This is a genomic window from Devosia sp. Leaf64, assembly GCF_001421945.1.
Classification (GTDB): domain Bacteria; phylum Pseudomonadota; class Alphaproteobacteria; order Rhizobiales; family Devosiaceae; genus Devosia.
Genome location: NZ_LMLO01000024.1, coordinates 507,240 through 521,221, shown reverse-complemented (window position 1 = coordinate 521,221; position 13,982 = coordinate 507,240). Strand labels below are relative to the sequence as shown.

Annotated in this window: 14 protein-coding genes; 3 read left to right on the top strand and 11 right to left on the bottom strand. The window is 60.7% G+C overall.

The window, feature by feature from the left end; translation table 11 throughout:
- Positions 1-3: 3 nt before the first annotated feature.
- A complete protein-coding gene (locus ASE94_RS20185) occupies positions 4-888 on the bottom strand; it encodes a dienelactone hydrolase family protein (RefSeq protein ID WP_062631797.1) in 885 nt (294 codons plus the stop codon).
- Positions 889-1,791 (bottom strand): hypothetical protein, encoded by a 903-nt coding sequence (locus ASE94_RS20180; protein ID WP_062631796.1) that lies wholly within the window; start codon positions 1,789-1,791, stop codon positions 889-891. It lies immediately after the preceding gene.
- A 184-nt stretch (positions 1,792-1,975) separates the two neighbouring features.
- On the opposite strand from ASE94_RS20180, the gene ASE94_RS20175 reads away from it, so the two are divergent.
- Positions 1,976-3,103, top strand: coding sequence for an NADH:flavin oxidoreductase/NADH oxidase (locus ASE94_RS20175; RefSeq protein ID WP_062631795.1), 1,128 nt, complete (start codon positions 1,976-1,978; stop codon positions 3,101-3,103).
- Between the two features lie 218 nt (positions 3,104-3,321).
- Entirely contained in the window at positions 3,322-3,747 is a 426-nt protein-coding gene (locus ASE94_RS20170; protein WP_062631794.1) for a hypothetical protein, read from the top strand.
- Between the two features lie 5 nt (positions 3,748-3,752).
- On the opposite strand, the gene ASE94_RS20165 is transcribed toward ASE94_RS20170, so the two are convergent.
- The 8 genes from ASE94_RS20165 to ASE94_RS20130 form a co-directional block, all read right to left on the bottom strand.
- Entirely contained in the window at positions 3,753-5,672 is a 1,920-nt protein-coding gene (locus ASE94_RS20165; RefSeq protein ID WP_082461345.1) for a potassium transporter Kup, read from the bottom strand.
- Between the two features lie 176 nt (positions 5,673-5,848).
- Positions 5,849-6,433 carry an NAD(P)H-dependent oxidoreductase gene (locus tag ASE94_RS20160; protein WP_062631793.1) on the bottom strand — a complete coding sequence of 195 codons (585 nt, stop codon included), beginning with the start codon at positions 6,431-6,433 and terminating at the stop codon, positions 5,849-5,851.
- Positions 6,434-6,665: 232 nt separating this feature from the next.
- A complete protein-coding gene (locus tag ASE94_RS20155) occupies positions 6,666-7,406 on the bottom strand; it encodes a pyridoxine 5'-phosphate synthase (protein ID WP_062631792.1) in 741 nt (246 codons plus the stop codon).
- Between the two features lie 161 nt (positions 7,407-7,567).
- On the bottom strand, positions 7,568-8,122 hold the full coding sequence (gene ilvN / locus ASE94_RS20150; RefSeq protein ID WP_061911054.1) for an acetolactate synthase small subunit: 555 nt from the start codon (positions 8,120-8,122) through the stop codon (positions 7,568-7,570).
- A 22-nt stretch (positions 8,123-8,144) separates the two neighbouring features.
- On the bottom strand, positions 8,145-9,914 hold the full coding sequence (locus ASE94_RS20145) for an acetolactate synthase 3 large subunit (protein ID WP_062631791.1): 1,770 nt from the start codon (positions 9,912-9,914) through the stop codon (positions 8,145-8,147).
- 206 nt (positions 9,915-10,120) lie between these two features.
- A complete protein-coding gene (locus ASE94_RS20140; RefSeq protein WP_062631790.1) occupies positions 10,121-10,627 on the bottom strand; it encodes an NUDIX domain-containing protein in 507 nt (168 codons plus the stop codon).
- 253 nt (positions 10,628-10,880) lie between these two features.
- Positions 10,881-11,156, bottom strand: coding sequence for a YMGG-like glycine zipper-containing protein (locus ASE94_RS20135; RefSeq protein ID WP_061911048.1), 276 nt, complete (start codon positions 11,154-11,156; stop codon positions 10,881-10,883).
- Between the two features lie 79 nt (positions 11,157-11,235).
- On the bottom strand, positions 11,236-11,601 hold the full coding sequence (locus ASE94_RS20130; RefSeq protein WP_244484240.1) for a DUF423 domain-containing protein: 366 nt from the start codon (positions 11,599-11,601) through the stop codon (positions 11,236-11,238).
- A gap of 68 nt (positions 11,602-11,669) precedes the next feature.
- Here ASE94_RS20130 and ASE94_RS20125 point away from each other — a divergent pair, with 68 nt between their 5' ends.
- Complete coding sequence (locus ASE94_RS20125; RefSeq protein ID WP_062631851.1) at positions 11,670-13,088, top strand: MATE family efflux transporter; 1,419 nt, start codon at positions 11,670-11,672, stop codon at positions 13,086-13,088.
- Here the strand turns inward: ASE94_RS20125 and miaA are convergent.
- A complete protein-coding gene (gene miaA / locus ASE94_RS20120; protein WP_062631788.1) occupies positions 13,085-13,981 on the bottom strand; it encodes a tRNA (adenosine(37)-N6)-dimethylallyltransferase MiaA in 897 nt (298 codons plus the stop codon). The two genes, ASE94_RS20125 and miaA, sit on opposite strands and share 4 nt — an antisense overlap.
- Between the last annotated feature and the right edge of the window lies 1 nt (position 13,982).

Genomic DNA, 13,982 nt, shown 5'->3' with positions numbered 1-13,982 from the left:
AGCTTACCCCAACCACTTCCCAAAAAACGCCAGCACCGCCTCCCGCATCCGCGTTGTTTCCTGATGCCCGACACCTGGCTCGCTCACAAGCTCCAGCTTCCCCTGCGCTTCGGCGTACGCGGGCTGCAACTCCGCCCAGGCCCGCTGCACGGTCAGCGGCGGGCTCAAATGATCGGCCTCGCCAACGCAGATCAATTGCGGCCGCGGTGCGATCAGGGCCGCAATCGTCCCGCCATCGGCCTCACGCAACAGGCCCGGCACGGTCAGATAAATCCCGTGCCCGTGATGCGCGCCGAGTTCGATCATGGTTCGGAAATCGGCAAAGCAGCAGAGATGTGCGACGGCGGCGATCCGATCATCGATCGCGGCAAGCCAATAGCTCAACACGCACCCCATCGAGAGCCCGAATGCCCCGATGCGCTTGGCGTCGACATCGTCGCGTCCTGCAAGATAAGTCAGCGCCGCTGCGTGATCAGACAACATTTCACCGAACAGCGATTTGCCGTGCCAAAGCAACGCCTTGGCCGCAGCGCTTTCGCTCACTGTGGCCCGCTCGCCAAAGATCGGCATATCGATGCAGAGCGTTACATAGCCGGCGCGCGCAAAAACCGGCCCCAGCGGCCCCACCAGATATTCGCGCCCATCAAGCAATTCACGCGCGCCGATCGCATAGCCGCCGCCATGCGAATGGCCATAAAGGATTGCTGGCAGTGTCCCATCGACCACGGTAGGCCGCGTCAGAATTCCACGCACATCCTGCCCGCCGATCTGCAGGCGTAAATATTCGACGACATAATCGCCGTAGTCTTCGATCTGCCGATCGGTTTCGACAGCCGACCGTTGCTCGAAACCTAGAAGCGCGCGAAATCTCTCAGCGGTAAACGTCATCTATGCTTTGCCTTTTGTAGGCCGGTCGCCGACCCAATGGTTGAAACGCGCGAGGGCAAGACCGAAAACGATCAGCAGCAGCCCACCGCCGAGGATCGACAGAGGTTGCGCGCCGAGGAAGGTGAACCACTGCGTGAAAAAGTGGACGGCACCGAAAACGGCGACGCTATTGACGACCCAGCGCCGGTTTGCTGCAACGGCCCAGGCGCCAAATGCGAGCAGAGCCAGCGCCCAGACGATTGAAAACCACGTCGAACTGATGCCGGCGCTATCGTCGCCAAAGAGAGAGCCTAGGAGAAAAGCTCCGTTGACCAGCACAATCGCCACGCGCATGGCGACGATAGCCAGACCTTCCTCTGCCGGCCGCAGGCGCAGCGAAATCAGATAAAGGGCAAGGATCAGCGCGCACAGACCGATGATGACGGTGACCATCATGTGGTTTGGCGGCCAGGACACATCGTTGAAGACGAGAATGGTCGCAAAGCCGAGCACCGCCAGCGCTGCGAGAAGTCCGGACCTGGCCACGATTGAAGCGGCCGCCAAGCCGAGCGTCAGCGCCACGCGCACCAGCGGATTGTCGCCATAGAGCCCGCCGATGCCGCTGCAGAGTGCAAGGGCGCCAATTGTCATGATGATCTGTGCGAAGATCTGCAGCCGCGCCAAGCCGCGCAGCCGCACGACGAGGCCGGCCGTAAAAAGCACAGCGCCGAGCGCGAATAAGGTCTCGAGCGTCGGGAGCAATGCGCCGACGCCACCGCAAACCGCTATAGCGCCGAGCGCGAACAAAATATTGGCACCGAGGGCGCCAGTATCGGCTGCGGCAAAGCCTTTGAGACGTTCGGCTTCCTCCGGCGAGATTTTGCCCGCCGCGACAAGCGCATCAAGGTCTAGCGTAATCTTCATCGCCCTCTCCCAGTGCGCCGTTCAAGGTTAGTGTAACGTTGCGATTCTGCCCATGCCAGAGCTGCTTAACACGCACTCCTGCAATGTCAGCCCACGAATATCTCCATCGGCACTTGCCGATAGAGCGAACGAAGTGCATCTATCCAGCGATGCCGTTTCCGGCGACGCGTTTCGAGAGAATTTCATGACCGAATTATTTTCCCCCATCACCCTGCGCGACCTGATCCTGCGCAACCGGACCGTTGTCGCCCCCATGTGCCAATATTCCGCCATCGATGGTTTCGCCAATGATTGGCACTTCGCCCATCTCGCCCGCTTCGGCATCGGCGGCTTTGGGCTCGTTATTTTCGAGGCGACTGGGGTCGTTGCAGAAGGCCGCATTTCCTATGCCGATCTCGGCCTCTGGAAAGACGACCATATCGCCCCCCTCGCCCGTATCGTTGATTTCCTCCACACGCAGGGCTCGGCCGCAGGCATTCAACTTGCCCATGCCGGCCGCAAGGCTTCGACCCCTGTTTCCTGGCGCGGCCCGGAGGAATTGCAGACCGAAGGGCAGAAGAAGGCCGCTGGTTACGAACACTGGCAGCCGGTTGCGCCGAGCGCTGAATCGGCCAATCCGGCCGATCCGAGCTTCCAGGTCCCGACAGAACTCGATAAGGCCGGCATCCAGAATGTGATTGACGGCTTCGTCGCCGCGACGCTGCGCGCCGAAAAGGCCGGGTTCGACACGGTCGAAATCCACGCCGCCCATGGTTACCTCCTCAACCAGTTCCTTTCGCCGCTCGCCAATCACCGGACGGACGAATATGGCGGTTCGCGTGAGAACCGCATGCGGCTGGTGCTCGAGGTTACCGAGGCTGTCCGCGCTGCTTGGCCGGCCCACAAGCCGCTTCTGGCGCGTATCTCGGTCAGCGACAACGCCGAAGGCGGTTGGACCGTCGAGGACAGCGTCGTGCTCTCGCGCGAACTTAAGGCACGCGGCGTCGATGCCATCGATTGCTCAAGCGGCGGATTTGCGCAGGGCCGTATCGCCTCAGCACCCGGCTATCAGGTCGATTTCGCGCGGGCGGTCAAGCAAGGCGCCGATATCCCGACCATGGCCGTCGGTCTTCTTGGCGATGTGCATGAAGCCGAATCCATCATCCAGCGCGGCGACGCCGATTTCATCGCCCTTGCCCGCGGCGCAATGAACGACCCCAATTGGCCCGTCCACGCCCAGCGCGAACTGGGCAGCGTCGACTATTCGCTCTGGCCGGTCCAAACGCAACGCGTTTCCGATCACGACCGCATCCTCGGCCTACAACGCGCCTAACAATCTCAAGCTCGGCACAACCTCTCGTCCGGCCTGAAACAAAATAAGCCCATCCGACCGTGAGGTTAGATGGGCTTTCGTTTATCTCACCGCCAATAGCTATCTCGTCCGGCCGCCCCCAAAAATCCTCTCAGCCATCGAAATTTCGCCGCAAGGCGGGAACAGCCTTGTACCTGTCATTTGAGGTGACCATCTTGGCTGCATAAAGGGAGAAGTGCATGGATACCAAGGCAGCAATCATTGCCCTCCTCACCGTCTGGGGCGTCGGCGCCGCGGGGTGCATTCCGGCAGCAGCAGAAGACACTGCGATCGATGGCGACGTCGATACTGACAGCGACAATCCATTGCTCAACAAAGTCTGGATACAGCAGGGTGACACGGCTAGCCCTGGTGCCGCGCAAATCTTTCTCGCCGACGGCACGCTAGTCACCGATAGCTGCTGGGAGACCTATCGCCTGTCCAAATGGCAGCAGGTTTCAGATACGGCCATTTCCTGGGACGAAGATGGCATGACCATCAATGCTGATATCGTCAGCGTGTCGGCGAGCGAACTCGTCCTCAACCTGCATCTGGTCAGCGAGAATGTCGAACAGCGCTTCGTGCTGGCCGACGTTCCCTATGTCTGCCCTGACATGCCGAAATAAGCGGCCTAAATCACCACCTGAGTGCCGATCTCGACAACTCGACCCGTCGGAATATGGAAATATTCCGTCGCGTCGCTGGCGTTGCGTGCCAGGCGAACGAAGAGGCGATCCTGCCAGAAGCGCAGCATACCGCTCTTGTTTCCGACCTTGAGCGACCGACGTGACAGGAAGAACGAGGTAGACATGATATCGAACTTCCAGCCCAGTTTGCGGGCGAGCGCCAAGGCCTTGGGAATGTTCGGCGTTTCCATATAGCCGAAGGTCACGACGACGCGGAAGAACAGCTCGTTATAGGCGTCGATCGTCACCTTCTCATCATCGGGCACACGCGGAGAGGCCGAGGTCTTGACCGTCAGGATGACGTTCTGCTCGTGCAACACCTTGTAGTGCTTGAGAGAGTGCAAGAGCGCCGTCGGCGCGCCTTCGATATCGCTGGTGAGGAAGATCGCGGTCCCGGGCACCGTGGTCGGTTTCTTCTTGGCCAGATTGTTGACTAGAAACTCCAGCGGAACTTCGTCGCGCCGCGTCTTGTCCGCCAGGCGCTTCCGTCCGGCCATCCAGCTCCACATCAGGAGTGCGACCCCGAGTGCAACTGCCGCCGGCACCCAGCCGCCTTGGAAAAGCTTGGAGACGTTCGCGGCGAAGAAGCCGCCATCGATGCACAGATAGACGGCACCGAAGAGCACGACGACGATAGGGTTCCATTTCCAGTTGCGCCACATCACGACGACGAGAAGCAACAGCGTCACGATCATCACGCCCGAAACGGCGATGCCGTAAGCGTTCGAAAGGGCTTCAGAACTCCGGAAGGCTGCCACCAGGACCAGCACGCCGATCATCAGCATCGAGTTGATCTGCGGCATGTAGATCTGGCCGCTCTGTGTCGCCGAGGTGTGGTGCACGACCATGCGCGGCAGCATATTGAGGGCGATGGCCTGCTGCGTGAGGCTATAGGTGCCGGTGATCACCGCCTGGCTCGCAATAATCGTCGCGAGAGTGGCAAGGCCGACGAAGGGCAACAGACCCCATTCCGGGATCATTTCGAAGAACGGGCTCGCGACGTTATCGACGCCATGGCCGATGACATAGGCGCCTTGGCCAAAATAGTTGAGCAGCAGACAGGGAAAGACCAGGCCGAACCAAGCGAGGACGATGGGCTTGCGGCCGAAATGACCGAGGTCGACATAGAGCGCTTCGGCGCCGGTCACGGCAAGGAATATGGCACCGACGACAACGAAGGCGATGCCGATATGTGTGGTCAGAAACTGCAGGCCGAGCAAAGGGTTCAGCGCCTGGAGCACGTCGGGATGTTGGAAAATGTTGACCAAACCGGCAATGCCGAGCGTCAGGAACCAGACCATGGTGACCGGGCCGAAGACGATGGAGACCTTGGCGGTGCCGAACCTCTGGACGGCGAAGATGCCAAGGATGATCACAAGGGTGATCGGTACGACCCAGCGGGTCATGCCCGGCTGAACCAGTTCGATACCTTCCACGGCCGAAAGGACTGAAATTGCTGGCGTAATGATAGCGTCGCCAAAGAAAAGCGCCGCGCCGAGGACGCCGAGTGTCGTGATCCAGATCGGCGGATTGGTGAAGGTTTTGCGCGCAAGCGCCATCAGGGACAGCGTACCGCCTTCGCCATTATTGTCGGCGCGGGTCACGAAGAACACGTATTTGACGGCCACCGTCAGGGTCAGCGCCCAGACGATCAGCGAGAGAAGGCCCAGCACTTCGATGTTCGACGCTGCGGCCCCGGGCCTGACCTGCATGGCCTGACGAAAGGCGTAAATCGGGCTAGTGCCGATGTCCCCATAGACGACGCCGATGGCGCCAAGGGTGAGAATGGGGAGATTATTGTGTGAGTGCCCGGCGTCACCGGTCGCTGCCACACCGGCATGACCGGTCGAATCCACTTGCGTCATGAGCTTTTGGGCTCTCGCTGTTAAGGGCGGGCGCCGCTATACACCCGCCCATTCCCACACACAACACCATTAGAGTTACAGAACTACAAAGGCATGCAGGGGTTGCACCTTTCGGCACAACCCCTGCAAGGCAAACGAGACTTGGAGGTCTTCGTTATTCCGGTTGGCGCTGCGGCTTAGCCGCGAGCAGCCTTGGCTGCATTGCCCCACCAGATGAGCTGGTCGAGCATGTCCTTGGTCGAAGCGCCGATCGACGGCTCGATGTCGGACATTGGCTTGTTCTGCTGACCAAGCGGGTGCACGGCAAAGAAGTCGCCGCCGGCAATGTGGACGGCCGAACGGGTCGAAACCATCTGGAGTTCGATACCGATGGTGCGGAGGTTTTCGATGGCGCGCGCAGCACCGACAGTGCCGTAGCCGACTGCACCGAAAGCCTTCTTGTTCCACTCGACATAGGCCTGGTCGAGAGCATTCTTCAGCGCGCCGGTGACAGCGCGGTTGTATTCAGCAACGACGAAAATGAAGCCGTCGAATTCGCCGATCTTCTTCTGCCAGCGAACAGCTTCCGGGTTCTGCGACGGCATCCAGGCATTGGAGGCCATTTCGTCGAAGAACGGCAGGTCGAAATCGCGGAGGTCAACGATCTCGGCTTCGATTTCGGGGCGCTCGTTCGCCTTTTCGAGGATCCACTTGGCGGGGACATCGCCGAAACGGGTGGGACGGGTGGACGAGATGATGACGCCGATCTTGAGCTTGGACATTTGATGCCCTCCTTGGTCACAAAAGGTAACTGAGGCGATATATGTGCCTGAGAGTATTTTCCTCAAGAGGGCACCGACGTGTGATCCAGGGTCACACGATTGCCTAAGGCACATTCATGTAAGTATTGGATCTGGCTGATGTTTAGCGATTGTCAGGCGGAGTTGTGACGCGGCGCCTTGGCTCCGTCGTCCAGGCGGCGACGAAGCGTTCGCAGAGCCGAAACAATGAGGGTCAGGCTAGAACCTCGATATACCGCCTGGTCGCTGCATCGAACCCCATCAGCAAAGCATCGGCGGTAATGCCGTGGCCGATGGATGCCTCGGCAACGCCGACAACGGCGAGTTGAAAGGCTGGCAAGTTGGCAAGCGTGAGGTCGTGGCCAGCATTGACTCCAAGGCCGGCGTCGAGAGCGGCCTGGCAGGTAATGGCAAGCGCCTCGAGTTCGACCAGTGCCTGTTCCGGATCGGCATAACAGGCACCATAGGGGCCGGTGAACAATTCGATCCGGTCCGCACCTGTGGCTTTCGCGGCCGCGACCCCTTCCCTTCCGGCGTCAGGGTCGCAGAAGAGGGAAATACGACAATCGGGCCGCCGCATCTGCTGGACGACGGAGGTCAGAAAATTGTTCTTGCCAACAAAATCCCACCCGTGATCGGAAGTGGCTTGAGCCGGATCGTCCGGGACCAGCGTCACTTGGTGCGGATTAACGTCCTCGATCAGTTCGAGGAAGTCATCGCTGGGATATCCCTCAATGTTGAATTCTGCTTCTGGATAATCCTGCCGCAACAATGTGCTGAGGTCATAGACGTCGGTGCGGCGGATGTGCCGTTCGTCCGGACGGGGGTGGATGGTGATGCCGCTCGCGCCCGCATCGAGAACCACGCGCGCAATGCCGGTGACGCTGGGCCAAGGCAAATCGCGGCGATTGCGCAATTGTGCGACGGCGTTGAGATTGACGGACAGAAGAGTCATGGCACGGCCCCGAGTGATTGCCCCTGCCTTACACCAAGCAGAGCGAGCCGCCCAAGCCAACCTTTTATGAACCGGTCAGATTATGTGCCCGGCATCATCATATATTGACGCCTGACCACGTGGATAGAAAGGCCGCCGCGGTTGCCCGCGGCGGCATTTAATCACATGCCTTCGGGACCACGGCCGATGGCAGCAAGGCCGGTCCTCACCACCTCGACGAGACCGAGCGGGCCCATCAAGGCGATGAAGCTGTCGATCTTGTCCGGCTTGCCGGTCACTTCAAAGACGAAGCTTTCAACGGTGGCATCAACGATGTGGGCGCGGAAGGCATCGGCCAGACGCAGCGTTTCCGCACGGTGTTCGCCCGTGCCCTTCACCTTGATCAGCGCCAGCTCGCGCTCGACGTAGTTGCCCTCGGCCGTCAGGTCATGCACCCGATGGACGGGCACGAGACGCTCGAGCTGGAGCTTGATTTGCACCAGCACCTTTGGCGTTGCGACCACGACGACAGTGATGCGACTAAGTCGCCGGCCATGTTCCGTCTCGCTGACGGTCAGGCTTTCGATATTGTAGCCACGCGCCGAAAAGAGGCCGACGACGCGCGCGAGGATTCCCGGCTCATTGTCCACGAGGACCGACAGCGTGTGGCGTTCGGTCTGTTGCGTTTCCTGGGTCAGGAAATAAGCGGACCCGGTCGGCTGCATATGTGCGTTCATTTCTCGTTCCTCCGCTGCCGGCTTAGACCAGCGCGCGCCCCTTTTCGTCGATGATCGAACCGAGATTGGCCGTATCGGGCAGGATGATCTCGTTGTGCGGCTTGCCCGATGGGATCATCGGCAGGCAGTTTTCGTCCTTTTCGACGATGACGTCGAACAGAACCGGGCCGTCATAGTCGAGCATTTCGGCAATTGCGGCGTCCAGTTCGGCCGGGTTTTCGCAACGGATCCCCTTGCCGCCATAGGCTTCGGCGAGCTTGACGAAATCGGGCAGCGATTCCGAATAGGAATGCGCATAGCGCGAGCCGTGCAGCAGATCCTGCCACTGACGAACCATGCCCATGCGCTCATTATTGAGGATGAAGATCTTGATCGGCAGGCGATATTGAACCGCCGTCGACATCTCCTGCATGGTCATCTGCACCGACGCTTCGCCGGCAATGTCGATCACCAGCGCATCGGGATGTGCCACCTGCACGCCGACGGCGGCCGGCAGGCCATAGCCCATGGTGCCGAGGCCACCCGAGGTCATCCAACGATTGGGCTTGTCGAAGTGGAAGTGCTGCGCGGCCCACATCTGGTGCTGGCCCACTTCGGTCGTGATGAACACGTCCTTCGACTGCTGCTTGGTCGCTTCATACAGGCGCTGGATCGCCCATTGCGGCTTGATCGTCGTCTCGGAGTTTTTGAAATTGAGCGAGCCGACGCTGCGCCACTTTTCGATCTGCTTCCACCACGGCGCAATGGCCTCCGTGCGCGGCTGATTGGTGCGGCTACGCCAGACGCGGATCATCTCTTCGAGCACACGATTGCAATCGCCGACGATCGGGATATCGACGCGGATGATCTTGTTGATCGACGACGGGTCGATATCGACATGGATCTTGCGGCTATTGGGCGAGAACGCGTCGATGCGGCCGGTGATGCGATCATCGAACCGCGCGCCGATATTGATCATGACGTCGCAGTCATGCATCGCCCAATTGGCTTCGTAAGTGCCGTGCATGCCGAGCATGCCGAGCCACTGCGCATTGGATGCCGGGAAAGCGCCGAGACCCATGAGCGTAGAGGTCACCGGGAAGCCGGTGAGTTCGGCGAGTTCGCGCAGGTTTTCAGAGGCTTCGGGACCAGCATTGATCACGCCACCGCCAGTGTAAAACACCGGACGCTCGGCCTTGAGCATGAGATCGACAGCTGCTTCGATGGCTTTCAAATCGCCATCCACCTGGGGGCGGTAAGACGCGTGGCGCAGCGTTTCGATCTCGGGCTTATAGTAGTCGCCGAGGGCGAACTGGATGTCCTTTGGAATATCGACCACCACCGGGCCCGGACGGCCGGTCGTGGCAATATGGAAGGCCTCGTGCAGCACGCGCGGCAGATCCTTGATATCCTTCACCAGATAATTGTGCTTGGTGCACGACCGGGTGATACCGACGGTATCACACTCCTGGAAACCATCGGTGCCGATCAGCGACGTCGGAACCTGGGCCGTGATGCAAACGAGCGGGATGGAATCCATCAGCGCATCGGTGAGGCCAGTCACCGCATTGGTCGCGCCGGGGCCGGAGGTCACCAGCACGACGCCGGGCTTGCCGGTCGAGCGGGCATAGCCTTCGGCCATATGCGTGGCGCCCTGCTCGTGGCGGACCAGGATATGCTTGACCTGCTCCTGCTGGAACATCGCATCGTAGATCGGCAAGGCGGCACCGCCGGGATAGCCGAAGATATGTTCAACACCTTGATCCGCAAGCGCCTGGATCACCATTTCCGCGCCGGTCATTTTCTCGGCCATTTGCGCTTCCTACTCCTCGAGCCCACCGTACCGGGCATTACGTTTCTTGACGCCTTCAAACCGCTTTTGCGAAAAAAAGGCAATAAAAAAGGCCCCTTTCGGGACCTGTGTTCGGCGCACCAGCTATCGCGCGGGGACTTACCCCACGTTGCCGATGCGCCAGCGTACTACGAGAATGAGTGCCCGCACGGGACCTCTCCTAAAAATCAGATGCGTCTTGATAGAGGTTTTGGATCGTCCATGTCAAGACCAGCGGCTCTACCGCCAGAACTCAACTGCCGCGCCAGCTTCTCGGCCAGGTCACACAGCACGGGCTCACCCAGCAGCCGCTGCGCTTCCGTCAGGGTCGCCCAATGGCGCAGCCGCTGGCCCTTTTCGCGCCATTGATCATACTGGCGCGTCACCTCGAGGGGATAGATATCGACGGTGACCAGCAGTGCATCTGACCCGACCCGTGCCTGATATGCGCCGATCGGCAGATCGGAAATCTCGCCCCCAACCCCTGCTTCCTCTTCCGCCTCGCAGGCCGCGCTATCCCATGGGGTATAGCCCTGCTTCACACCGCCCTTTGGAAATATCCAGCGTCCGGACCGTCGCGTGGTGACGATCAGAAAGTGAAGGTTACCATTGATATAGGCATAGGGCAGCGCGCCCGACTGTCGGACTTCGAGCTGCTCTGGAGCTGGCGGGATGGTTTCAGACGGACTGGTCAATGGCGCGATAACTCTGGCTCCGGTGCAACGCCATCTCACGGTGGCGCCAGAAAAACAGTGGGGACTTCACGCCCTTAGACATAAGTCCGGATCGATGATTCGGATGCTGACATTAACCAATAGCGAACCATTGTGTCGGCTTCAATTGCACGCGTGTGCAATCGTGAACGGCAAAACACCCGGTCGGTGGGGGATCCGACCGGGTGCCTTTGCACCACATCAGCGGTTTAGGTCGTAAACCGCCTCAGCGAAATTAGCCGCGTGGGCAGGTATCGACGTAACGCGTGCCGTTCGGACGCTGATAGACGCAACGGTCGTTGCTGCCTTCAACGCGGCCGAGGACGTCGCCAGCGGCTGCACCGACGACTGCGCCAACGCCGGCGCCAACGAGGGTCCCTACACCGCTACCGCCGGTTGCGGCAGCACCAACAACGGCACCGCCGAGTGCGCCAACCGTAGCGCCCTGCTGTGTGGTCGTGCAGGCAGCCAGGGAGAGGGTGGCGGCGGCGATAATCAAGAACTTATGCATAGGATCCTCCAGGGAACTGATCGATCACATAATGCGGAATTTTGGGCTTGGTTCCGGATCGCGCTCAAGAAAGTTTGAATCAATTGTTAAAGGATGACCGGAACGCGGCTGAAATCGCCATCACAATCCAGCCAACGATCAAGGCTCCACCTCCTATCGGCGCGGCGCCGGGGAATAATGGCGCGCCGACCCACTGTCGCATGGCGAGGTCAGCCGTGAATAAGGTTACGCCGATCGAGAGAATTACGCCCGCTGCGACAAGGGCCCTGCCCCGGCCGACCAGTGCAAGAAGCAAGAGTACCGGAGCATGGGCCAGTGCGATCGTCGATATGGCCGCGACATTGCGGACGTCGGAGCCATGGGACGCCGCGGCCGCGCTCGCGACGCCGAGCGCACCCAGAAAACCTGCCAGCACCATGAATGATCTGCGCAATGCGAGCGTCAATTTCGTCTCCATCTTCCAGCGGCAGCCGCTTTGGACTAGAGCATGACGCCTGAAGGTGGGAAATGGAAATGACCGATAATGTCGCGGGCGTTGGCAGCGACGCCGAACAAACCGGCTTGAGCAGTTGGGCGAGCGAATTCCGCGCGACCTTTGCGCTCGCCTGGCCGCTGGTCATCGCGCAATTGGCCCAGAATGCCCTTCACACTACGGACGTGATTCTTCTCGGCTGGCTCGGCTCCGACTATCTCGCGGCCGGCACGTTGGCGACGACATTTCTGATGCCGTTTCTGGTTGGCGGCATCGGCGTCGTGGGCGCTGTAGCCCCGCTCGTGGCGCAGGCGCGCGGGTCGCGCAACATCAAGGCCGTGCGCCGCATCGTGCGGCAAGGCTGCTGGGCGGCGATCGTTCTGGCCATGGTACTGGTGCCGATCGTTCTGCAGATCAAGCCGATCTATCAGGCGCTGGGCCAGGACCCGCAGGCGACGGAATTGGCCAATCAGTTCATCCAGATTGCCGCGTGGTCGCTGTTCCCGGCCCTCGGCATTATCGCGTTTCGGTCTTTGCTATCGGCCTTCGATGCGACGCGGGCGATTCTCGTCATTACAGTGATGGGCGTGCTGGTGAATGCGCTCACCGCCTATGTGCTGATCTTTGGCCACTTCGGCTTTCCGCGGCTGGAACTACGCGGGGCGGCAATCGCGACGACGCTGACCAATGTGGTGATGCTTATTGCTATGGTGACCTATGTCGTGCGGCATCGGCGGCTGAAGCGCTTCCATGTGCTGCTGCGATTCTGGAAACCGGATTGGCCGCGCTTCCGCGAGATTTTCCGCATCGGCACGCCGATCGGGCTGACGGTCGTCGCCGAGGTTGGCATGTTTACCGCTGCTGCCTTGCTGATGGGCCGGCTCGGGACGGACGAGGTGGCGGCGCACGCGATTGCGCTGCAATGCGCGTCGATCGCCTTTATGGTGCCGCTAGGCCTGGGCGTTGCCGCGACGGTGCGTGTCGGCATGGCCTATGGGCGCGGCGATGTGGAGGGCATTCGCAAGGCGGGTTGGACGTCGTTCATGATGGGCACGGCGTTCATGACCGTGTCCTGCATATCGTTCCTGACCTTCGGGCCGCATATCGTAAAAGTGTTTCTTGATCCGCATGTCGATGCCAATGTCACCTCGCTGACGCTGGCGGCGTCATTCCTCGTCGTCGCCGGGGTTTTCCAGCTCGTCGACGGCGCGCAGGTCGTTGCGGCGCATTCGCTGCGTGGGCTGAGCGACACCAAGACACCGATGATTCTGGCGATCGTGGGTTATTGGATGGTTGGGCTGCCGATCGCCTATTTCCTCGGCTTCGTGGCGGAATGGCGTGGCGTCGGCATCTGGATCGGCCTGGCTGCGGGCCTGGCTTTCGTTGCCGTGGTGCTGGTGACGCGGTTTGCGCTGCGCGAGCGCATCGGTCTGATGCGTGGGATTGGCCAACCGGCCTAAACCAAGGGCGCGCCCTCGAGGCCGAGGCGCGGCCATTCACCCATGCGGTTTCGGAACCAGGTGCGCTGGCGCTTGGCATATTGATGCGTGGCGATGGTGGCGAGCGAGATAGCGTCGTCGCGGCTTTGGACGCCATCGAGCCAATCGCCGATTTCGCGGACGCCGATAGCTTTCATGACCGGCAAAGATGGGTCGAGATTTTGCGCCAAGAGCGCCCTCACCTCTTCGACGGCGCCGCTGGCGAACATGGCTTCGAAGCGTCGGGCAATGCGGGCGCGGAGCATGTCGCGATCCGGCGAGAGCACAAAGCGCTCGATCCCCCAGCCATCGAGAAGGCCGGGTTGTAAATCGTCCTGAAAGTCGGAGAGCGGGCGGCCGGTGGCGCGCTTGACGGCGAGAACGCGGATGACGCGCTGGGGGTCTGCGACGCCGAGCCGTTCTGCGGCATTGGGGTCTTCTCTCTGAAGCAGAGCCATGCGAGCGGATTCGTCGAGGTGCCGGATTTCATCCTGAACGGCCAGCGTCAGCTCGGGTGAGATTTCCGGGACATCGGCAAAGCCTTTGATGAGCGCGTCGAAATAAAGGCCCGTACCGCCGACGAAAATGACTTCGCGGGCGGGGTCGATATCATCGAGAATGGCGCGGACAGCAGTGAGCCATTGGCCGGTCGAGAAGCGGGTCGCTGCCGGCACTGTGCCGTAAAGGCGATGTTCGGCCTGTGCCTCGTCTTCTTCGGACGGGCGGGCCGTGACGATGCGGAGCGTGTCGTAGAGCTGCATGGAATCGGCGTTTACGATGACGCCGCCGCGCTCTTGGGCACGTGCCAAAGCGAGGCTCGACTTGCCGCTTGCGGTGGGACCCGCTATCAGGACGGCGCTTCTCTGGCGCGTCACT